General features: G+C 72.0%; 20 protein-coding genes. 9 read left to right on the top strand and 11 right to left on the bottom strand.

All coding sequences use genetic code 11. The annotated features are described in order from the left end of the window. Positions 1 to 123: 123 nt before the first annotated feature. Positions 124 to 996, bottom strand: a complete 873-nt coding sequence (locus tag O7622_RS08345) for a biotin--[acetyl-CoA-carboxylase] ligase (protein ID WP_282312698.1) — start codon at positions 994 to 996, stop codon at positions 124 to 126. A 96-nt stretch (positions 997 to 1,092) separates the two neighbouring features. On the opposite strand from O7622_RS08345, the gene O7622_RS08340 reads away from it, so the two are divergent. Next, on the top strand, positions 1,093 to 2,676 hold the full coding sequence (locus tag O7622_RS08340) for an acyl-CoA carboxylase subunit beta (RefSeq protein ID WP_282312697.1): 1,584 nt from the start codon (positions 1,093 to 1,095) through the stop codon (positions 2,674 to 2,676). Between the two features lie 43 nt (positions 2,677 to 2,719). On the opposite strand, the gene O7622_RS08335 is transcribed toward O7622_RS08340, so the two are convergent. The 4 genes from O7622_RS08335 to O7622_RS08320 all read right to left on the bottom strand — a co-directional run bounded on the left by O7622_RS08335 (position 2,720) and on the right by O7622_RS08320 (position 5,931). Further along, on the bottom strand, positions 2,720 to 3,592 hold the full coding sequence (locus O7622_RS08335) for a hypothetical protein (RefSeq protein WP_282312696.1): 873 nt from the start codon (positions 3,590 to 3,592) through the stop codon (positions 2,720 to 2,722). Then, complete coding sequence (locus O7622_RS08330) at positions 3,585 to 4,085, bottom strand: SigE family RNA polymerase sigma factor (protein ID WP_282312695.1); 501 nt, start codon at positions 4,083 to 4,085, stop codon at positions 3,585 to 3,587. The genes O7622_RS08335 and O7622_RS08330 overlap by 8 nt, the downstream gene beginning before the upstream one ends. Before the next feature lie 62 nt (positions 4,086 to 4,147). After that, entirely contained in the window at positions 4,148 to 5,131 is a 984-nt protein-coding gene (locus O7622_RS08325; RefSeq protein WP_282312694.1) for a 2-dehydropantoate 2-reductase N-terminal domain-containing protein, read from the bottom strand. 56 nt (positions 5,132 to 5,187) lie between these two features. Then, on the bottom strand, positions 5,188 to 5,931 hold the full coding sequence (locus O7622_RS08320; RefSeq protein ID WP_282312693.1) for a M50 family metallopeptidase: 744 nt from the start codon (positions 5,929 to 5,931) through the stop codon (positions 5,188 to 5,190). 223 nt (positions 5,932 to 6,154) lie between these two features. Here O7622_RS08320 and O7622_RS08315 point away from each other — a divergent pair, with 223 nt between their 5' ends. Beyond that, on the top strand, positions 6,155 to 6,907 hold the full coding sequence (locus O7622_RS08315; RefSeq protein WP_282312692.1) for a GH25 family lysozyme: 753 nt from the start codon (positions 6,155 to 6,157) through the stop codon (positions 6,905 to 6,907). A gap of 64 nt (positions 6,908 to 6,971) precedes the next feature. Here the strand turns inward: O7622_RS08315 and O7622_RS08310 are convergent, their stop codons facing one another. Next, positions 6,972 to 7,184: a hypothetical protein gene (locus O7622_RS08310; protein ID WP_282312691.1), complete on the bottom strand. Its 213-nt coding sequence runs from the start codon at positions 7,182 to 7,184 to the stop codon at positions 6,972 to 6,974. Positions 7,185 to 7,271: 87 nt separating this feature from the next. Continuing rightward, positions 7,272 to 9,239 carry a serine/threonine-protein kinase gene (locus O7622_RS08305; protein ID WP_282312690.1) on the bottom strand — a complete coding sequence of 656 codons (1,968 nt, stop codon included), beginning with the start codon at positions 9,237 to 9,239 and terminating at the stop codon, positions 7,272 to 7,274. 91 nt (positions 9,240 to 9,330) lie between these two features. Here O7622_RS08305 and O7622_RS08300 point away from each other — a divergent pair, with 91 nt between their 5' ends. The 5 genes from O7622_RS08300 (at position 9,331) to O7622_RS08275 (ending at position 13,874) form a co-directional block, all read left to right on the top strand. After that, positions 9,331 to 9,543: an acyl-CoA carboxylase subunit epsilon gene (locus O7622_RS08300; protein WP_282312689.1), complete on the top strand. Its 213-nt coding sequence runs from the start codon at positions 9,331 to 9,333 to the stop codon at positions 9,541 to 9,543. Between the two features lie 99 nt (positions 9,544 to 9,642). Then, positions 9,643 to 10,095 (top strand): hypothetical protein, encoded by a 453-nt coding sequence (locus tag O7622_RS08295; RefSeq protein WP_282312688.1) that lies wholly within the window; start codon positions 9,643 to 9,645, stop codon positions 10,093 to 10,095. Between the two features lie 1,381 nt (positions 10,096 to 11,476). Next, positions 11,477 to 12,544, top strand: a complete 1,068-nt coding sequence (mycP, locus tag O7622_RS08285) for a type VII secretion-associated serine protease mycosin (protein ID WP_282312686.1) — start codon at positions 11,477 to 11,479, stop codon at positions 12,542 to 12,544. 10 nt (positions 12,545 to 12,554) lie between these two features. After that, positions 12,555 to 13,211 carry a Maf family protein gene (locus O7622_RS08280; RefSeq protein ID WP_282312685.1) on the top strand — a complete coding sequence of 219 codons (657 nt, stop codon included), beginning with the start codon at positions 12,555 to 12,557 and terminating at the stop codon, positions 13,209 to 13,211. A gap of 9 nt (positions 13,212 to 13,220) precedes the next feature. Further along, positions 13,221 to 13,874 carry an O-methyltransferase gene (locus O7622_RS08275; protein ID WP_282312684.1) on the top strand — a complete coding sequence of 218 codons (654 nt, stop codon included), beginning with the start codon at positions 13,221 to 13,223 and terminating at the stop codon, positions 13,872 to 13,874. 77 nt (positions 13,875 to 13,951) lie between these two features. On the opposite strand, the gene O7622_RS08270 is transcribed toward O7622_RS08275, so the two are convergent. The 4 genes from O7622_RS08270 to O7622_RS08255 all read right to left on the bottom strand — a co-directional run bounded on the left by O7622_RS08270 (position 13,952) and on the right by O7622_RS08255 (position 17,937). Then, the gene (locus tag O7622_RS08270) at positions 13,952 to 15,424 is read right to left on the bottom strand and encodes an MFS transporter (RefSeq protein ID WP_282312683.1); all 1,473 of its coding nucleotides are present in this window, start codon (positions 15,422 to 15,424) and stop codon (positions 13,952 to 13,954) included. A gap of 63 nt (positions 15,425 to 15,487) precedes the next feature. Further along, positions 15,488 to 16,243: an ABC transporter permease gene (locus O7622_RS08265; RefSeq protein ID WP_282312682.1), complete on the bottom strand. Its 756-nt coding sequence runs from the start codon at positions 16,241 to 16,243 to the stop codon at positions 15,488 to 15,490. Positions 16,244 to 16,259: 16 nt separating this feature from the next. After that, positions 16,260 to 17,219, bottom strand: a complete 960-nt coding sequence (locus tag O7622_RS08260) for an ATP-binding cassette domain-containing protein (protein WP_282312681.1) — start codon at positions 17,217 to 17,219, stop codon at positions 16,260 to 16,262. 127 nt (positions 17,220 to 17,346) lie between these two features. Continuing rightward, positions 17,347 to 17,937 (bottom strand): PadR family transcriptional regulator, encoded by a 591-nt coding sequence (locus O7622_RS08255; RefSeq protein ID WP_282314086.1) that lies wholly within the window; start codon positions 17,935 to 17,937, stop codon positions 17,347 to 17,349. A 132-nt stretch (positions 17,938 to 18,069) separates the two neighbouring features. Between O7622_RS08255 and O7622_RS08250 the strand changes: the two genes are divergently transcribed. Together O7622_RS08250 and O7622_RS08245 are read left to right on the top strand one after the other, a co-directional pair. Beyond that, positions 18,070 to 19,821, top strand: coding sequence for a biotin carboxylase N-terminal domain-containing protein (locus O7622_RS08250; RefSeq protein ID WP_282312680.1), 1,752 nt, complete (start codon positions 18,070 to 18,072; stop codon positions 19,819 to 19,821). A 126-nt stretch (positions 19,822 to 19,947) separates the two neighbouring features. Beyond that, a complete protein-coding gene (locus O7622_RS08245; RefSeq protein ID WP_282312677.1) occupies positions 19,948 to 21,387 on the top strand; it encodes a GuaB1 family IMP dehydrogenase-related protein in 1,440 nt (479 codons plus the stop codon). Positions 21,388 to 21,400 lie beyond the last annotated feature (13 nt).

The raw sequence follows: 21,400 nt of genomic DNA, 5'->3' as shown, positions 1-21,400 counted from the left end.
AACCGGACGCGCTGACCGTAACCGGTCGGCGCATCCGGCCGGCATCGGCCGCGCGGACGGCTACCCGTGGTTGTTGAAAGGGGCCCCTCCTCTACCGGAGGCGTTAACCGGGTGCCCTTCCTTTCACCGCACGTGCAGCACGTCGCCTGCCGCCAGCCGCAGCGTCCCGGTGCCCGTCTCCACCAGGAGCTGCCCGTCGGCGTCCACGCCGGTGGCGGTGCCGTGCGCCTCGCCGCCGTCGGGCAGCAGCACCCGCACCCGGCGGCCGACGGTGGCGCACCCGGCCAGGTACGCCTCACGCAGCCCACTCGCCTCCGCGTCGCCTCCAGCGTCACGCCAGCGCTCGTACCAGTCGGCGAGCGAGCGCAGCAGCGCCCGCAGCAGCGGATCCCGGTCGGTGGCGGTGGCACCGGCGAGCTGGAGCGAGGTGGCGGGCAGCCCGGCCGGGTTCTCCGGCAGCTCGTCGGCGCGCAGCGTCACGTTCAGCCCGACACCGACCACGATCGCGGGGGGCCTGTCGTTCTCCCCCGGTACCGCCTCGGCCAGCACCCCGGCGCACTTCGCGCCGTCCACCAGCAGGTCGTTGGGCCACTTCAGCCGCGCGTCCAGCTCGGCCAGCAGCCGTACCGCCTCGACCAGCGCGACACCGGCGAGCAGCGGCAGCCAGCCGTACCCGGTGGTGGGCACGGGCGACCAGCCGCGCTCCGCGACCGCCTCGCCGGGCCGCAGCAGCACGCTCGTCGCGAGACCGGCGCGCGGCGGCGACTGCCAGACGCGGCCCCGCCGGCCGCGGCCGGCGGTCTGCCGCTCGGCGACCACCACCAGGCCCTCCGGCTCGCCGGCCCGCGCCGCGGCCACCGCGTCCGCGTTCGTCGAGCCGGTCTCGGCCAGCAACTCCAACCGGCGCCAGGGCCCGTGCGGCGCGACGAGCGCGCGCCGCAGCCGGGCCGCCGACAGCGGCGGTCGGTCCAGATCGGTGTACGGCGAGCCGGGCATCCCGCCAGCCTACGGCCACCCGGGCCGCCGGTCGCCGCGAAGCGGTGAGGCGCACTGCACAGCCTCGGACACCTGAACCATCGTTATATTCCACGGGTGACTACCGAGACCGGGTTCAACATCCACACGACCGCCGGCAAGCTGGCGGACCTGGAGCGACGGCTCGACGAGGCGGTGCACGCCGGGTCGGCACGCGCGGTCGAGAAGCAGCACGCGCGGGGCAAGAAGACCGCCCGCGAGCGGATCGAGATGCTCCTCGACGAGGGCTCGTTCGTCGAGCTGGACGAGTTCGCCCGGCACCGCTCGACCAACTTCGGGCTGGACAGGACCCGCCCGTACGGCGACGGCGTGGTGACCGGCTACGGCACCGTGGACGGCCGGCAGGTCTGCGTCTTCTCGCAGGACTTCACCGTCTTCGGCGGCTCCCTCGGCGAGGTCTTCGGCGAGAAGATCGTCAAGCTGATGGACCTCGCCATGAAGATCGGCTGCCCGGTGGTCGGCATCAACGACTCCGGGGGCGCGCGGATCCAGGAGGGTGTCACCTCCCTCGGCCTCTACGGCGAGATCTTCTTCCGCAACGTACGGGCCAGCGGCGTCATCCCGCAGATCTCGCTCATCATGGGCCCGTGCGCGGGTGGCGCCGTCTACTCCCCGGCGGTCACCGACTTCACCGTCATGGTCGACCAGACCTCGCACATGTTCATCACCGGTCCCGACGTGATCAAGACGGTCACCGGCGAGGACGTCGGCATGGAGGAACTGGGCGGTGCCCGCACCCACAACACCCGCAGCGGCAACGCGCACTATCTCGGCAGCGACGAGGAGGACGCGATCGAGTACGTCAAGGCGCTGCTGTCGTACCTGCCGTCGAACAACCTGGACGAGCCGCCGGTATTCGACGCGCCCGCGATCCTCGACGTCACCGATTCCGACCGGGAGCTGGACACGCTGATCCCGGACTCGGCGAACCAGCCGTACGACATGCACCGGGTCATCGAGCACGTGCTCGACGACGGCGAGTTCCTCGAGGTGCAGCCGCTGTACGCGCAGAACATGGTGGTCGGCTTCGGCCGCGTCGAGGGGCGCCCGGTGGGCGTGGTGGCGAACCAGCCGATGCAGTTCGCCGGGACGCTCGACATCGCGGCGTCGGAGAAGGCGGCCCGGTTCGTGCGCACCTGCGACGCGTTCAACGTCCCGGTGCTCACCTTCGTCGACGTGCCCGGCTTCCTGCCCGGCACCGGCCAGGAGTGGGACGGCATCATCCGCCGCGGCGCGAAGCTCATCTACGCGTACGCCGAGGCCACCGTCCCGAAGGTCACAGTCATCACCCGCAAGGCCTACGGCGGCGCGTACGACGTGATGGGCTCCAAGCACCTCGGCGCGGACCTGAACTTCGCCTGGCCGACCGCGCAGATCGCGGTGATGGGCGCGCAGGGCGCGGTGAACATCCTCTACCGCTCGGAGCTGGCGAACGCCGAGGACCCGCCCGCCGTCCGCGCCGAGAAGATCGCCGAGTACGAGGACACGCTCGCCAACCCGTACATCGCCGCCGAGCGCGGCTACGTGGACGGGGTGATCCCGCCGCACGAGACGCGCACCCAGATCGTGCGGGCGCTGCGGGTGCTGCGCACCAAGCGCGAGACGCTGCCGCCGAAGAAGCACGGCAACATCCCGCTGTAGCGCGTCGGTTGCCCCCGCCGGGAGATCGGCGGGGGCACCGGCGTCAGCAACCCGGGTTCGCGGCCACGCACATCCGCTCGGCGGCGACCCTTGCCAGATCCCGCAGGACCACCTCGTCGCCGCCCGAGCCGGTGCGCAGCACCGTGACGAGGTCACCGACCCGCACCACCGCCTGCTCCCTCGGCGGGCTCCCGGCACCGAGCGGCGCTCCGGTGTCCAGCCGCCGGCCCTTCCCGACGGTGTGCCGCACGAGCACCGACTCGTCGCCGGCGAAGCCGCTGTCGACCGTCTGCCAGGAGTGAACTACCTCCGCCTGGATCCGCTTGCCTTTCACCTCCACCTGGCCGGCGGATCGCCACGTGCGGCAGGGCGCCAGCAGCGCGGGCAGCCCGTCGAACAGCCGCTCGCCGTCCTGCGCCGCGAGCCGGTAGACGTCCTGAAGGGCCACCGGCTGCCGGTCCGACGGGTCGCTGGTGCCCGGCCGCTGCCGCAGGAGCGTCACCGACCGCGAGTAGCGGGACTTCACCCACTCCGTCCGCAGGCCCTGATCCTGCCGGCAGACCTCCAGCAACTGGTCCAGCCGGATCTCCTCGCCGAGGCCGGCGTCGTTCCACGGCGTCGTGCCGGCCGGCCGCAGGTCGGACGGTTGCAGCAACGCTTCGGTGGGCACATCCGTGGCGCTCCACGGGGTGACCGACGGACTGGCGGCGATCGGAGCAGGTCTCGGTGAGGCGGCACGGCCGGCCGCCACGAACGCGGTCCCGGAGGTGAGCGCGAGCACCGCCACCGCCGCGGCGGCCACCGCGCGGCGGCTGCGACGCCGGGCACGTGCCCGCAGTTCGGCCGGCTCCGCCCACCGGACATTGCGCAGGTCCCGCCGCATCACGTCGATGAACGCCAGGTCGTCGTCACGCATCGGCGGGCTCCTCCAGATCCACGACCGCGAGCAGTTCGGCCAGGGCGGCTCGGCCCCGGGACAGCCGCGCCTTGACCGTGCCGACCGGCGCGTCGGTCTCCCGGGCGACCTCGGCGACCGGCATGCCGAGCAGGTAGTACAGCGCGAGGGCGACGCGTTGTTCCTCGGGCAGCCGCCGCAACGCCGCCACCACCTCGACCGTGTCGGTACTCGGGGCCGGCATGCTCTCCTCGGCGCCGTGGCGCAGGTAGGCGCGCGCCCGGCTGCGCAGGCTCCGCCAGCGGCTCACCGCGATCCGGCTCGCCACCACACGTACCCATGCCTCCGGGTCGTCGTATCCGCGCACTGTGGACCACCGCTGCCAGGCCCTGATGTACGCCTCCTGCACGGCGTCCTGCGCCTCGGCGAGGTTGCCGGTGAGCACGTAGACGAACCCGAGTAGCCGTTGCCGGCTGCCCCGGTAGAACTCGTCGAACCCGTCGACGTCCGGCACCTGCTACCTCCCGAGTGGCGGTCGCAGGGGAGACGCCTGCCGTACCGGGTGCGGTTGCCCGCTCAGCCGACCAATTTCTCCAGTTCGCCGGGCGGGAAGCCGCCGGCCGGGATCCGGTCGCGGACCGCCCGGCGGACCGCGGTCTGCACCGCCGCGTTGGCCGGGGTCGGCACGCCGTGCAGGCGTCCGAGCAGCACGATCTCGCCGTTGAGGTGGTCGGTCTCGACCGAGCCCGCACCACGGGCCAGGCTCTGCCAGGTGGAGCCGCCGGAGCGTTCCTCGCCGCCGACGGGCCGGTGCGACACCAGGCCACCGCGTTCGGCGGCCTCCTCCTCGACCGAGGTGTGGGCGATGCCGGCGGCCGCGAGCGCCGCCTCGCCCTCGGCGCGTACCCGCGTCGACAGGGCTTCCGGCACGTCCCGGCCGAGCAGCGCCTGGAGGCCGTTGCCGAGATTGGCGAGCAGCTTGCCGTACTTCCAGCGCATCACGTCGTCGCGCACCGGCGCGACGAACCCGGCTGCGGTCAGGTCGGCGGCGACCGCCCGGCTGGTGTCGTCGGCGCCGCTCGGGTAGCGGCCGATGTGCAGCATGCCCGGACGCGGATGGCCGTTGGCGACCACCACGCCCGGCTCCAGGTGGGTGGCGGGCAGCCACACGCACACCGGGTGTACGCGGGCGAAGCGCCGCAACGCGGCCGGCTCGTTCGCCACGCCGTTCTGGGCCAGCACGACCGGCAGCCGTTCCCCCGCCGTCCCGCCGCCTTCGACAGGGGCGTCCGCCCAGACGTCGAGCGCCGCCACGGTGTCCTGCGACTTCACGGTGAGCACCAGCACTGTGTCAGCCGGCAGCGGCGGCCCGTCCGGCCCGGCCACCGCCGGGAGCCGGCCGGTCACGTCACGGTCCGGCGTGCGCAGCGTCAGACCCCGCTCCCGCAGCGCGTCCAGATGGGCGCCACGGGCCACGAGCGTCACGTCGCGGCCGGCGTCGGCCAGGAGTACGCCGATGGTGCCGCCGACCGCGCCCGCTCCGATGATCACGTATCGCACGGTCCGATTCTGCCCTGCCGCGAGGCGGCCCGCTCCGCGACGCGGCGCGGCGGCGGTCAGCCGGTGAGCCCCGCGTCGGCCAGGATCGGGCCGGCCAGCAGCAGCGCTCCGGCGGCGAGCGCGCCCACGCTCACCAGCAGGAACACGCCCACCCAGAACAGCGCCGGGAACGGTGTGAGCCGGGCGAGCTGGTCGGCGTCGGACTGCGGCATCCGGCCCCGGGCGCGTTGCCGGTGCAGCTCGAACACCGGCCGTACGCCGCCGATCAGCAGGAACCAGACCGACGTCCAGGCGAACGCGGCCTGCACCTCGGGCGAGGTGTACCAGGAGACGGCGAGCACCACGCCGCCGGTGACCAGCAGCGACAGCACGCCGAACAGGTTGCGGATCATCACCAGCATGGCCAGCAGCAGCGCCACCGCGAGCCAGAGCAGCAGCGTGATCCGGTTCCCGGCCAGCAGCCACGCACCGCCGAGGCCGAGCAGCGACGGCGCGACGTACCCGGCGAGCAGCGTGAGGACCATGCCGGGCCCGGTGGGACGGCCGGCGGAGAGCGTGAGCCCGGAGGTGTCCGAGTGCAGCCGGATGCCGTGCAGCCGCCGGCCGGTGAGCAACGCGACGAGCGCGTGGCCGCCCTCGTGCGCGATGGTCACCGCGTTGCGGGCGATCCGCCAGGGCAGCCGGGCCACGACCACCGCGAGCGCTACCACGGCGGTGACCACCACGAGCAGCGGCGGCGGGTCCGGCTGGGCGCTGGTCAGCGTGTCCCAGAGCGTGGTGAGACCGTCGATCAGGGGCATGGGCGGGGAGCCTACCGCCCCGAGCCGTGTCGTTCGATACGCCGGCTGTCACCGAGCCGTTCCGCTGGGCGATGAACCCGGGCGACCCGCGCTGATCCGCAACTGCCGTGCCACCTGGGCGAACGGTCACCGTTGATGAAAATTTCCTTTCCCCCTATTGCGGTCCAGGGCACTAACCTCCAAAGATAGGCATCAATCAACGGACGTCCCTCTGGAGGCAACCATGGCCCGAACCAGACTATCCGTACGCCGGCTTCTCGCCGCCGGCCTGGCCGCCGCCGCCACCGCGGCCGTGGCCCTCGTGGCGACCGCCGGACCGGCCGCCGCCGCGACCACGCCCGGAATCGACGTCTCCCGGTACCAGGGCAGCATCAACTGGACCAGCGTGCGCAACGCGGGCATCCAGTTCGCCTTCATCAAGGCCACCGAGGGCACGACCTTCAAGGACGCGAACTTCAACGCGAACTACGTCAACGCCTACAACGCCGGGGTGATCCGCGGGGCTTACCACTTCGCCCGGCCCAACATCTCCGCCGGCTCCACCCAGGCCAACTGGCTGGCCAGCAACGGCGGCGCCTGGTCCGCCGACAGCCGCACCCTGCCGGCCGCACTCGACCTCGAGGCCAACCCGTACAGCGGCGGCTACTGCTACGGCCTGAGCACCACCGGCATGCGCAACTGGGTCCAGGACTTCCTCAACACCTACCGCTCCCGCACCGGCCGGTACGCGGTCATCTACACCACCACGAGCTGGTGGAACCAGTGCACCGGAAGCTGGACCGCCCCCTGGGCCAACCACCCCCTCTGGATCGCCCGCTGGTCCAGCTCCGTCGGCGCCCTGCCGGCCGGCGCCCCGTTCTGGAGCTTCTGGCAGTACACGAGCACCGGCCGCGTCTCCGGGATCAGCGGCAACGTCGACCGCAACTACTGGAACGGTGACCGCAGCCGGCTCATCGCCCTGGCCAACAACACCTGACGTACGTGCGACACAAGTGGGACCGCCTCGTCACGAGGCGGTCCCGCTGTCGTCGTACCCGAGGTCAGGCTCTGCGGCGCGCGGCGGCCGGGACGGGCACCGGCGTGCGGCGCGTCAGGCGCCACGCCGTCACACCCAGGACCGTGAGCGTCAGCACGCCGAGGACCGCGACCGGCGCGGACAGTCCGGCGCTGATCAGGAGCAGTACGACGTCGCCGAGCGCAACGAGCATCCACAGTGCCAGCCGCGGGCCGGTGTACCTCCGTCGGTAACCCATGTCGCGCCTCCTTCCGTCGTCGGAGGAGTCATACCCCCGAGGACGGAAAGCCATGCGAGCGAGTTTCGTGACGGGCGGGATTCCCGGTCAGTTCCTGCGGTCCGGCACGAAGCCCTTGGTGATGATCTCCCAGTTGGCCAGGTTGGCGTCCCAGTCCTTCGCGGGCACCTCCCAGCGCAACGCGAAACCCCTGTTGCCGGCCGTCGCCACACCACGGTTGCGCACGTGGAAGCGGGTGTCGCCGTTGCGCGTCTCCAGCCAGTCCCAGTCGGCGCAGGTGCGGAAGTAGGGGTCGCACTTGGTGATGCCGACCAGCTTGTAGTCCCGAACGCGCGACGCGCGGTACTTCTCCTGGCCCTTCCAGTCGGCGTACGCGTCGGGCTTCGGCGACGACGTCCACTGGATGAACAGCACCCGCCGGCTGCCGCCGACCTCGTAGAGCACGACGTTGTCCCCGCCGACCCGCGCCTGGAAGTTCTCCGGGATCGGCACCTTGAAGCCGTTCGGGCCGGTGAAGAGGCGCCAGCCGGCCGGCAACGCGGCCCCGGACGCCGACGGGCTGGCCGACGGCGTGGGGCTGGCCGACGCACTGGTCGCCGGTGCGCTCGGCGACGCGCTCTCGCTCGGCGCGGGCGGCGGAGCCGCCGAAGCCGAGCTTCCCGCCGTCGGCTCACCGCCGTCGTCGTCACCGTTGTTCAGCAGCGGCACGGCCACCACCAGGCCGACGAGCAGCAGCAGGACCAGCGCGCCGATCAGCAGGTTGCGCCGGTTCGGCGCGGACTTCTCGACCGGCAGCACCGTCGCCCGGCCGGTCGACGGCGCGGAATCGGCTGAAGCCGGAGCCGGGCTGACCGGCGCGGAGCCGGACACGGCCGGGCTCACCGGCACCGGCTCACCATCGAGCCGCGTCTCGTCCAGCGCCGGGGCGACGCCGTCCACCCGGGCCTCGTCGTCCACAAGCGTCTCGTCGGCCGAGGGCGCCGGGTCGAGCTTCGTCGTCGGGTCGGCGGGCGGCGGGGTCACCTTCGCGGTGGGCCCGGCGTCCGAGGTGGGCGCCGGCACCTTCGCCGTCGGGTCGGCGGCTGCCGCCGTACCCCCGGTTGCGGCGACCCCGGACGCGGCGCGTTCGGCCTGGTCGGCCGGGCGCGGCGCGGGCACCAGCGGCGGGCGCGGCACGCGCGGACCGTTCGGCCCGGGCCGGCGTACACCGTCCAGCAGCGAGATGCTCTTGGCTCGCCGGCCGGCGGCCTTGCGCAGCATGCGCTCGGCCACCTCGGCGGTGATCCGCTCGTCCGGGTCCTTGCGCAGCAGGCCCTGGAGCACCGGCTTGAGCGGCCCGGCGTTGCGCGGCGGCGGCATCGGCTCGGTGGCGAGCGCGGCCAGCGTGGCGATCGCCGACGGGCGCGCGTACGGCGACTTGCCCTCCACCGCCGCGTAGAGCGTGGCTCCCAGCGACCAGAGGTCGGCCTCCGGACCCGCAGTGCCGTCGCGGGCGCGCTCCGGCGAGATGTACGCGGGCGAGCCCAGCACCATGCCGGTGCGTGTCACGTTCGGGTCGCCGGGGATGGTGGCCAGACCGAAGTCGGTGAGCACCACGCGGCCGTCCTCGCCGATCAGCACGTTGCCCGGCTTGACGTCGCGGTGCATGATCCCGGCCTTGTGCGCGGCCTTCAGCGCGTTCAGCACGCCGAGGCCGATCTCGACCGCCTTCGCCACCGAGACCGGGCCGTCCTCGGCGATGGTGTCCTGCAACGACTTCGACGCCACGTACTCCATGACGATCCACGGATCGCCATCGGTGCGCAGCACGTCGAAGATGCGGACCACGTTGACGTTGTTGAGGCGGGCGATCGCCCGCGCCTCACGCAGCGAGCGCTCGCGCATCTCGCGGCGCTCCTCCGGGGTGAGGCCGGGGGGCGGGACCAGTTCCTTGATGGCCACGTCCCGGTGCAGCACCTCGTCCCGCGCCTTCCAGACGCGGCCCATGCCGCCCTGGCCGAGCGGCGTGAGAAGCCGGTATCGGTCGGCGACGAGTTGGGGGAGCGCGTTCGACATCGCAGAAACCGTACCCGGCCGCTGCGACGCCCACACCGTCGGCACGCCACTGTACGGCGAAGGTCGAATTCACGACGCGTACCCTTGGGTCATGTCTGCCGAGGAGCCCCTGTTCCGGATCGTCCGTGGCGTGCCCACAGCCGAGGAGCTGGCCGCTCTGGTCGGCGCGATCGTGGTCCGCACCCGTCCGGCCCAGGCCGCCGCGCCGGCCCCCGTGTCGCAGTGGGCGCGCAGCGCACGCCCCGCCCTGGCCGGGCCCGTGGCGGGCCCCGGCGCGTGGCGGGCCTCCGGCCTGCTCCGCTGACGTCTCCTCCACCCGCGCCGCCCGGCGGGGCTGCCGGGATCCACGTCGAGCCATTAACCTCACTCAGGGAAACCGTGTGGTGACGGGCAGGAGGCTCCGATGATCCCGGAGGACAACCAGCCAGCCGGCTGGCTGCGCGGCTACGGCGGCATCGAGGCCGACATCCGCCAGATGCGGGAGTTCGCCGACCGCCTCCAGGACGAGGTGCGGCGCAACTACTCGCCGCACCTGTCCTACATCGCCGACGACATGAAGGCACCGGTGCCCAACCCGGCCGACGCCTTCATCGAGCTGGTCCAGTTCCTCCAGGCCCACCACGACACCCAGACCGCCGCGGTGAGCGCGGTGTGGGATCTCGCACCGGCGACCGGCCGGCTCGCCGACGCGGCCGGACGGATCGCCGCCCACTACGGCGACGCCGACGCGTTCTCCTCCGCCCGAGTGGCCGACGTCGAACGAGCGCTCGCCGGGCCGTCGAGCACCGTCGCCCGTCCGATGCCGCCACTGGCCGACCCCACCGCCCCCGAACAGAGCCGGGTGATCCTGCCGTGATCGAACGGGGCAGCGGACGCACCTCCGGACTGACCGACTGGCGGTTGATGGACGTCCTCAGCATGTGGGCGTGCGTGCAGGACCAGGACACCGCCGGCCAGTGGAAGCAGGTCGCCGGGTGGCGCAAGGTCTGCGACCTCGCCCTGGCCCACCTGAGCCGCCTTCGGGAATACCGGCGCGGCCTGGCCGAGGCGTGGCCGCCGGAGACCAACGCCGCCGCCCGGGCGTACATCGTCGAACTCGACCAGCTCATCGACCGCGTGCAGCGCACCCACGACGCCGCCGCCGCGAACTACGACGCGCTGGCAGCCGCCGCCCGCGCCATCGGCAGCGCGCGGGCCGAACTGCAGCCGCTGCACGAGGAGTACGCGAAGAAGCTGCGGCAGAAGCAGGCGTACGAAGCGACGATCGCCGACCCGAAGGCGGTTGCGGGCAGCCGGTTGCCGGAACGGCCCCCGGTGACGGACGACGACCTGGAGCAGTTGAACGTACGGGCACGCGGGTTGATGACGGGGTTGAGCGGCGAACTCCAGCACGCCCAGGTCATGCTCCGCCAGCCGCCACCGAAGTCGGTACCGAAGGTAGATGACATTTCCGCGCGGCCTGGGGCAGAGGTTGTCGCACCCGTGATCCCACCGATCGTTGCGGTACCACTACCAGCAACCCCTGCTGCTAGGACGAACCCGCCGCGCACTGCCACCCAGATCACGCCCATGGTTCCAGCGCCCAGCACTGGTCCGATATTGGGCGGCGTGGGAAGCGCAGTGAGTCCACCACCTCCATCTCCGGCCTTGCCAAGCCCTCAAACTGCTCTGCCAAGCACTCCATCGGCCACAGGCATCAACCCTGTGCTGCCTCCTTCGGCAAGGCCAGGGCCTCCGCGCCCAAATCAGATGCAAGGAAGTCCGATATCTGGATCCGTCTCACCTGCCAGCCCTACACGCTCAACACCAATAGGAGGGCTGATAGGCGGCAACATTCCTCCGAGCTTGGCTCAGCCGACCAGCAGCGGTCCTCGTAGGGTAAATCCCGTGGGCGGCGTCATTGGCGGCGGAGCAGCCGGGACAGCTCCCACTGGAGGAGCGGGATCCCGACCGGGGGCGGGGCGGAATGCCCAGCACTTCAACGCTACAAATCTGCACCCACTCGGCGGCAGTCCCACTACAGTAGGATCCGGCAGCTTCGGGCCTCTAAACAGGGCATCCAGGAAGCCTGACGAGGAAGGCACCTGGGACTCCGATAATCCATGGAGGACTAACGAGGGGGTCGATCCTGTTGTACGGGCACCCGAAGACGAAGGGCCGATAGACCCGGGTCCGGCAATCGGCCTTCCTCGTTGAACATGCCAGGACTCCAAGCTGTGGCGTCTGCCGTCCTGCTAATGGCCAGCTCGCTCAATATAGGCGGCAACCCTCCTGGAGGGCAGTCAAGTCAGTGGCACCTGCAATACTTGCAAGCATCCAAAGCACACACCATCAGTCGCGGCGAGGGCATTGTTGTTGCTGTTCCTGACAGCGGAGTGACCCCACATCCAGACCTTGCACACAACTTGATGTCAGGCACCGACATTATTCCGGGCGGCTCCGGGAACGGGCAACAGGATAAGGATGGGCACGGCACTGGCATGGCCGGGCTAATAGCGGCCAACGGACGGAACACCCACGGCGCCCTCGGCATAGCCCCGCAGGCGAAGATATTGCCGATCTACACGTCTCCAGCTCACGAGGACGGCACATCCGCCGCCCTCGCAATGGCCATACGCTACGCGATCGAGAACCATGCTCAGGTAATCAGCGTATCACTGACAGCCGGGGCTGATGTTGAGCTACAGCAAGCAGTCAGGGCTGCACTTAGCGCCAACATCGTTGTCGTCGCGGCAGCCGGCAACACTTCCGAGTCTCCGCTCGTTGGCTACCCTGCTCGCGAGCCAGGCGTAATCGCTGTGGGCGGAATTGATCGACAGGGAAACCATGCTGACATCTCAGTCACCGGGCCGGAAGTTGATGTCGTAGCGCCGGCCGTCGACATCTACAGCACCGGGCTCAACGGGAGCTATCGAGTCGGCACCGGCACGTCGGATGCGACCGCGATCGTTGCCGGGGCTGCTGCTCTCATCCGCTCCAAATACCCCAACCTGCCCGCCCAGGAAGTCGCCCACCGGCTGACCGCCACCGCCGTCGACAAGGGACCACCCGGCCGCGACGACCAGTACGGTTACGGCGTCATCGACCTCGTCGCCGCGCTCACCGCCGACGTGCCCCCGCTCGGCTTCGAGTCCTCCAACGTCACGCCACCGGCGTCGGCGGAGGCAGCACCCGACAAGGGCGACAGCGCCGGCACGGTACGCGGGCTCGCCACCCTCGGTGTGCTGGTGGCGACGGGAGGCGGCTACCTGTTCTGGCGTCGGCGTCGACGTGCCGACGACCCGCCGCCGAGGGTCAGCCGGTAGCGTCGGCGGGGTGTCGACCTCCGTACCGGTGCGCCTCGTGCTCGCTTCGCAGTCTCCCGCCCGCCGCAAGTTGCTCCAGGCCGCAGGCATCGAGCCCGACGTGCTGGTCAGCGGTGTGGACGAGTCGCAGGTGGTGAGCGATCGGGCCGAGGATCTGTGCCTGGAACTGGCCCGGCTGAAGACGCAGGCGGTACGCGACCGGCTGCGGCCCTCACCGGACGAGCGCACGCTGGTGCTCGGCTGCGACTCGGTGCTCGCCTTCGACGGCGAGATCCTCGGCAAGCCTGATGACGCGGCGGACGCCACCCGGCGGTGGCAGCGGATGCGCGGGCGCAGCGGCGTCCTGCACACCGGGCACTGCCTGATCGACGTGACGCACGAGTCACGCGCCGAGGCCGTCGCCTCGACCACTGTGCACTTCGCCGACATCAGCGACGAGGAGATCGCCGCGTACGTGGCGACGGGCGAGCCGCTGGCTGTGGCCGGCGCGTTCACCATCGACGGGCTGGGCGGGGCGTTCCTGACCGGGATCGAGGGCGACCCCGGCACGGTGGTGGGGTTGTCCCTGCCGCTGCTGCGCCGGCTGCTCGCCGAGGTGGAGCTGAGCATCGTCGACCTGTGGACGAAGGTCGCGCCCGGGGGCCAGGAGATCGAACATCTCGGCTAACGTCCGGACATGACCACGAAGCCGCTGCCACTCACCCCGGAACTGCACGCCTACCTGGTGGCCCACGGGTCAGCCCCGGACGAGATCGTCCAGGAGCTGGCCGAGGAGACCCTGGCGGCCCTGCCCGCCGAGGCGGTCATGCAGGTCGCGCCCGAGCAGGCCGCGTTCCTGACCTTCCTGACCCGGCTGCTCGGCGTACGGCAGGCGGTCGAGGTCGGCACGTTCACCGGCCTCTCCTCGCTGGCGATCGCTCGGGGGCTGGCCGAGGGCGGGCGGCTGACCTGCTTCGACATCTCCGAGGACTACACGGGCGTGGCCCGGCGCTACTGGCAGCGCGCCGGTGTGCAGGACCGCATCGAGCTGCGCATCGGCCCGGCCTCCCAGACGCTGCGCGAGCTGCCCCGCGAGCGTTACCTGGATTTCGCCTTCATCGACGCGGACAAGGTCGGCTACCCGATCTACTGGGACGAGTTGGTGCCCCGCATGCGTCCCGGCGCGGTGATCGCAGTCGACAACACGCTGCGGGACGGCCGGGTGCTCGCCCCGCGCAACGCCGACGACCGGGCGATCGCCGCGTTCAACGACGCGGTCATCGCTGACGTCCGCGTCGAGGCGGTCATGCTGCCGATCGCCGACGGTGTCACGCTCGCCCGGGTGCTCTGAGCCGGCCGAACACAACCTCGCCGAGGTGGCGGTATCCCTGAGCACCGGATGCCGCCACCTCGCCGAAGTGGAGTCGATCAAGCCGCGCGGACCGGCGCGCGCAGGGCATGGCCCAGCCGCACGGTCAGCAGCACCGCCACCGCGATGAACGCGGGCAGCAGCAGGAACGCCGGGTGCGGGCCGACGCCGTCGGCCACCCACCCGAGCGTCACCGGCGCGATCCCGAAACCCACACCCATCGAGTACGCGGACCAGCCCGCCGCCTTGTCCGCGGCCGGACCGGCGACGGCCAGCGCGATCGAGATCGCCAACGGGTAGTGCAGCGCGTTGCCGAGCCCCAGCACGACCAGCCCGGTGACCGCGAGCCAGCCGATGGTACTGCCCCAGAACAGCGCGAACCCGGCCATCGAGACGGTGAGCGCGCCGAGCAGCAGCGGCACCGGCGCCCAGCGCAGCGCGGCCCGGCCACCGGCGATCCGGCCGGCGAACATGCCGCAGACGATCGCGGCGACCGCCGCCGACGCCCCGCCCGCGCTCAGCCCGGCGTGGGTCCGCAGCACGTCTGCGGTCCACAGCGACAGGCAGACCTCGATCGACCCGGTGACGGACATCAAGACCCAGGCGATCCAGTACGCACGCGGCAGCCGCCCCGCCGCACCGGAGGCGGAGGAAACGGGCTCGCCGGAGGCGGGAGCGGCCGAGGCCGGGACGGAGTGAGCGGACGCAGCGGCCTCGGCCGCACCGGAGGCGGGCACGACCGAAGCGGGCACGACCGAAGCGGGCACGGCAGAAGCGGGCACGGCGGCCTCGGCCGCACCGGGGGCGGGGACGGCAGAAGCGGGCACGACCGAAGCAGGCACGACGGGGGCGGGCACGACGGGGGCGGGCACGACGGCCTCGTCCGCATCGGGGGCGGGGACGGCGGGCACCCGGGTGGAGGCGGCCACCGAGACGGGTGTGCCGGCAGCCGCGTCAGCGGGGGCGCGTCGCGGCCCGCGTACCCGGAAGGTCAGGGCGGCGAGCGCGACGAGCGTGATCAGCCCGACCTCGACGGCCATCAGCGGTCGCCAGCCGAGACCGGCGTCGACGCTCGCGCCGATGGTCAGCGGCGCCAGGACGCCCATGCCGGCGCAGGCCGCGTTCGCCTCGGTGAGCGCGGCCGGGGCGGCGGGTCCGTGCCGGGCGGTGAGCACCACGCTGACGCCGCTGACGACCATCATGCCGAAGGTGGCGATGACCGCGACGGCGGCGAGCGTGGCCGGCAGCGGACGGAGCAGGCCGAGCGCGGTGACGCCCGCGGCGACGCCGGCGAGGCCGAGCCAGATGGCCGGGCTGCGGCCGAGGCGGCGGGCGACAGGGGCGAACAGCGCGCCGCCGGCGAGCGCGCCCACGGCGATGCCGGTGCTGTGCAGGCCGGCGACGGCGGCGCTGGTGCCCTGTTCGTCGCGGAGCAGGGGTACGACCGGGCCGAACCCGTAGAGGAAGAAGCCCCACAGACCGAGCTGGGCGTAGGTCAGCCAGGTGATCCGGTCACGGGTGAGGCGGGGCACCGGCCTTACGCTACGCGCGCCCGGCCGGTGCCCCGCCCCTGCTGAGAGGTAGGTCTCCCCTGCTCAGCGCACGCTGCGGGCGAACTGGCGGGCGGCCCAGAACACGCCTGCGGCGGCGAGCACCGCGATGATGCGGAGGCCCTGCCAGACGCGGTCGTTGCCGAGGTCGCCGTTGAACAGCGCGCGGGTGCCCTCGACCGCCCAGGAGAACGGGTTCCACTTGGCCACGCCCTGGAGCCAGCCGGGGGCGAAGGTGAGCGGCAGCAGGATGCCGGAGAGCAGCAGCACCGGCTGCGCGACGGTGTTCATCAGTGGGGCGAGCGCGTCCTCGCTCTTGACCTTGAGCGCGATGCCGTAGGAGACGGCCGAGGTCATCAGCGCGATGAGGGCGAGCATCAGGTACGCCAGGAGCAGGTTGCCGATGAACACGCGCAGGTCGAACGCGAGCGCCAGCAGCGTGATGATGATCGCCTGAGCGATGAGCGAGACGACGTCGCGCAGCGAGCGGCCGAGCAGCAGGGCGAGCCGGCTGACCGGGGTGACCCGGGAGCGCTCGATCACGCCGGCGCGCAGCTCGGCGATCAGGCCGAAGCCCTGGAACAGGCCGCCGAAGATGGCCAGCAGCACGAGCAGGCCGGGCACGAAGATCTTGTACGCGGCGGCCTGGGTGGGCGCGTTCAGCGCGGGCTTGAGCAGCGGGGCGAACAGGAGCAGGTACATCACCGGCTGGAAGACGCCGACGAAGATCCACACCGGGTTGCGCAGCAGCAGTTGCGTCTGGCGCTGGAAGATCAGCCAGGTGTCGCGGGCGAGTTTCATGACAGCTCTCCGGGGGTCAGGACTCGCGCAGCGAGCGGCCGGTCTTGGTGAGGAAGACGTCGTCCAGGCTGGGGCGGTGCAGCTCGATCGAGCGCAGGTCCAGCCCGGCGTGGTCGAGACGGCGCAGCACCTGCGGGATTGCGGTGGCGCCCTCGTCGACGTAGAGGCGCAGGCCGCCCTCGTCGACGGTCTCCAGCTTGCTCACGTACGCCTCGGTGTCGAGCAACTCGGCGGCGCGCGGGGTGCTCTGCGCGTCCAGGCCGACGATCACCACCTCGCCGGAGATCTCCCGCTTCAGCTCGGCCGGTGTGCCCTCGGCGACCACCTCACCGTGGTCCATGATCGCGATGCGGTCGCAGAGCGCGTCCGCCTCGTCCAGGTAGTGCGTGGTGATGAAGACGGTCATCCCCTCGGTGCGCAGCCGGCGGATCTCGTCCCACATGTGCGCGCGGCTCTGCGGATCGAGGCCGGTGGTCGGCTCGTCCAGGAAGACGATCTTCGGCTCGTGGATGATGCCGAGCGCGATCTCGACGCGCCGGCGCTGACCGCCGGAGTAGGTCTTGCTCTTGCGGTCGGCGTACTCGGTGAGCTGGAACGCTTCGAGCGCGCGCTCGGCGCGGCGGTGCGCCTCGGCCTTGCCGATGCCGTAGAGGCGGGCCTGGAGGACCAGCTCCTCACGGGCGCTCGACTCGTCCCAGGTGCTGCCGCCCTGGGCGACGTAACCGATCCGGCGGCGCACCTCGGCGGGGTCCTTACGCAGGTCGGCGCCCGCCACTGTGGCCTCGCCGCCGTCCGGCTCGATGAGGGTGGCGAGCATCCGCAGCGTGGTGGTCTTGCCGGCGCCGTTGGGCCCGAGGAAGCCGAAGATCTCTCCCGCTGCGACGTCGAGGTCGACGCCGCGGACCGCGTCCACGGTCTTCGTCTCGCGACCCTCGCGGGAGCGGTACGACTTCCGCAACCCCCTGGTCTCGATCATTTCTGCTCCTGGTCGTCCGGGCGGACCTGAGCGGCCGCCGATCGTCCGCGAGGACGCACGACTCCCCCGCGATTCCCGCCGAGGCTAACGCGATATAGCTCTTTTGGTCAACGTTGATTATGTCGTGTCATCGTGATCCGTCGGACCAGCCCGACCAGCCCTCGGCCCGCTCCATCCCATCGGGCAGGTACGACACTCCCGACTCGATCCGCTCCGCGATCCGCTCGCACCAGGCCGTCTCCGCCTCGGCGCGGGTGAGCCACAGCTCGAACATCCACCCGACGTGCACCGGCTTGCGGTTGCGCACCCAGTCCGAGTCGAGCGAGGCGCGCATCGACTCCACCCCGGCACGCAACAGGTTCGCCCGGTTGCGCAGCGCCGCCGCGGCCTCCTCGCGCGGCATCGCCGGCAGGAACGAGAACGCCGCCACGAACGGATCAGGCGGCTCCTGGACCTGCCACCACTGCGCCCGCAGCAGCGTCTCGAACTCGTCCTCCCCCTTCGGCGTCACCTCGTACGTGGTGCGCGCCGGACGGGCGCCCACCTGCTCGACCGAGACGGTCCGCAGCAGGCCCTCGTCGGTGAGCTTGCGCAGCGCGTGGTAGATCGAGCCGGGCTGCACGTTCGCCCACTTGTCCGCGCTCCAACTGAGCAGCTCGCGGCGCACGTCGTAGCCGTGCACCGGCTGCATCCACCTGACCAGGCCGAGAATCATCATCCGCGTCGCCGACACGGGACAAGCGTAATAACCAAGTTTGACTACAGTGCCGCATCCCACACTGAGTGATCGTTAGGCTCCGCAGCCCGGCCGCTAAACTCCCGGCAACGACCTCCCGGGAGGAGCCACAAGGTGCGCAAGGTTCTCATCGCCAACCGCGGCGAGATCGCCGTCCGCGTCATCCGCGCCTGCCGCGACGCCGGGCTGGCCAGCGTCGCCGTCTACGCGGACTCCGACCGGGACGCCCTGCACGCCACGCTCGCCGACGAGGCGTACGCGCTCGGCGGTGACACCGCCGCCGACAGCTACCTGCGCATCGACAAGCTGATCGACGTGGCGGCCCGCTCCGGCGCCGACGCGGTGCACCCCGGCTACGGCTTCCTCTCCGAGAACGCCGACTTCGCCCAGGCCGTCATCGACGCCGGGCTGACCTGGATCGGCCCCACCCCGCAGGCGATCCGCGACCTGGGCGACAAGGTGACCGCGCGGCACATCGCGCAGCGCGCCGGCGCGCCGCTGGTGCCCGGCACCCCGGACCCGGTGGGCAACGCGGACGAGGTGATGGCGTTCGCCGTCGACCACGGCCTCCCGGTCGCCATCAAGGCCGCCTTCGGCGGTGGCGGGCGCGGCCTCAAGGTCGCCCGCACCATGGAGGAGATCCCGCACCTGTTCGAGTCGGCCACCCGCGAGGCGGTCGCCGCGTTCGGCCGGGGCGAGTGCTTCGTCGAGCGCTACCTGGACAAGCCGCGCCACGTCGAGGCGCAGGTGCTGGCCGACCAGCACGGCAACGTGATCGTGGTGGGCACCCGGGACTGCTCGCTTCAGCGCCGGCACCAGAAGCTGGTCGAGGAGGCGCCCGCGCCGTTCCTCACCGACGCCCAGCGGGCCCAGATCCACGACAGCGCCAAGGCCATCTGCCGCGAAGCCGGCTACCACGGCGCCGGCACCGTGGAATACCTGGTCGGCGTGGACGGCACGATCTCGTTCCTGGAGGTCAACACGCGCCTCCAGGTCGAGCACCCGGTGACCGAGGAGACCGCCGGCATCGACCTGGTCCGCGAGCAGTTCCGCATCGCCGACGGCGAGAAGCTGCGCTTCACCGAGGACCCGGCGCCGCGCGGGCACGCCATCGAGTTCCGCATCAACGGCGAGGATCCGGGCCGCAACTTCCTGCCCGCACCGGGCACCGTCACCGCCCTGCGCCTGCCCTCCGGGCCGGGCGTCCGGGTGGACACCGGCATCTCGGCCGGCGACGTGATCGGCGGCAACTTCGACTCGCTGCTGGCCAAGGTGATCATCGTCGGCGAGACGCGTACCGAGGCGCTGGAGCGGGCCCGCCGGGCGCTCGACGAGATGGTGGTCGACGGCATGGCCACCGCGCTGCCCTTCCACCGCCTGGTGATCCGCGACGAGGCGTTCACCGCCGAGCCGTTCACAGTGCACACCCGGTGGATCGAGACCGAGTGGGACAACACCGTACCGGCCTTCACCGCCACCGCCGGCGCCGCCGACGAGCCGGCCGGGCGCGAGACCGTCGTGGTCGAGGTGGGCGGCAAGCGGCTGGAGGTCGTCCTCCCCGCCGGGCTCGGCGCGGGTACGGCGGCAGCGGCGCCCGCCGCGAAGAAGCCGGCCCGCCGGGGTGGCGGAGGCAAGGCGGGTGCCGCGGTCAGCGGTGACACGCTCACCTCCCCGATGCAGGGCACGATCGTGAAGATCGCCGTCGCCGACGGCGACGAGGTGGTCGAGGGCGACCTGGTCGTGGTGCTGGAGGCGATGAAGATGGAGCAGCCGCTGCACGCGCACAAAGCCGGCACTGTCAGCGGGCTCGCCGCCGAGGTCGGTGCGGTGATCACGTCCGGCGCCGCGATCTGCACCATCGCCTGAGGTGTAAGGAGGGGCCCCTTCTTAACGCCTGAGGTAGAGAAGGGGCCCCTTCTTAACAGCGCTGGGGATGGGTGGTCTGAGCCACCACCGGGGGCGGGAGCGCCGCCGGGCGGGAATGATGGCCGGGTGCGGTTCCTTCACGGCGCGGTCCCCGCGCACGACCTGACCTACAACGACGTCTTCATGGCGCCCAACCGTTCCGAGGTGGGCTCCCGACTCGACGTCGACCTGGCCGCCACCGACGGGACCGGCAGCACGATCCCGCTCGTGGTGGCGAACATGACGGCCGTCGCGGGCCGGCGGATGGCCGAGACAGTGGCCCGGCGCGGCGCGGTGGCGGTGATCCCGCAGGACATCCCGATCGAAGTCGTCGCCAACGTGGTCGGCTGGGTCAAGCAGCGGCACCTGGTGCACGACACGGCGATCACGCTCGGCCCGACCGACACCGTCGGCGACGCCATCCACCTGCTGCCCAAGCGTTCGCACGGCGCGGTGGTCGTCATCGACGCGGACGGCCGGCCGATGGGTGTGGTGACCGAGGCGGACACCGTCGGGGTGGACCGCTTCGCCCAGCTCCGGCACGTGATGTCGACCGAGTTGCACACCGTTCCGGCGGACGCGGACCCGCGTACCGGATTCGACCGGTTGTCGGCGGGCCGGCGGCGGCTCGCGCCGGTGGTGGACGGCGACGGCCGCCTGGTCGGGGTGCTGACCCGGCAGGGCGCGCTGCGCGCCACGCTCTACAAGCCCGCGGTGGACGACCGGGGGCGGCTGCGGATCGCCGCCGCGGTGGGCATCAACGGCGACGTCACGGGCAAGGCCGCCGCGCTGCTGGAGGCCGGGGTGGACACGCTCGTGGTGGACACCGCGCACGGGCACCAGGAGCGGATGCTCCAGGCGCTGCGGGCGGTCCGCCGGCTGGACCCGCCGGTGCCGGTGGCGGCCGGGAACGTGGTGACCGCCGACGGCGTACGCGACCTGGTCGACGCGGGCGCGGACATCGTGAAGGTCGGTGTCGGACCGGGTGCGATGTGCACCACCCGGATGATGACCGGCGTGGGCCGCCCGCAGTTCTCCGCGGTGCTCGACTGCGCGGCGGCGGCCCGCTCGCTGGGGCGGCACGTCTGGGCCGACGGCGGCGTACGCCACCCGCGGGACGTGGCGCTGGCGCTCGCTGCGGGCGCCTCGAACGTGATGATCGGCTCCTGGTTCGCCGGCACCTACGAGTCCCCCGGCGACCTCTACACCGACGCCGACGGGCGGCGCTACAAGGAGAGCTTCGGCATGGCGTCGTCGCGTGCGGTGAGCGCCCGTACGGCCGAGGACAGCGCGTTCGACAGGGCCCGGAAGGCGATCTTCGAGGAGGGCATCTCCTCGGCCCGGATGTACCTGGACCCGAACCGGCCCGGCGTGGAGGACCTGATCGACGAGATCATCTCCGGCGTACGCAGCGCGTTCACGTACGCGGGGGCGCGCAGCCTGGAGGAGTTCCACGAGCGAGCGCTCGTCGGCGTGCAGAGCGCCGCCGGGTACACCGAGGGGATGCCGCTGCCGACGAGCTGGTGACGCCCGGCCCGGC

The organism is Micromonospora sp. WMMD1076 (assembly GCF_029581475.1).
Classification (GTDB): Bacteria; Actinomycetota; Actinomycetes; order Mycobacteriales; family Micromonosporaceae; genus Micromonospora; species Micromonospora aurantiaca.
The sequence above is the reverse complement of the archived record's forward strand: the minus strand, read 5'-3'. Positions and strand labels throughout refer to the sequence as shown.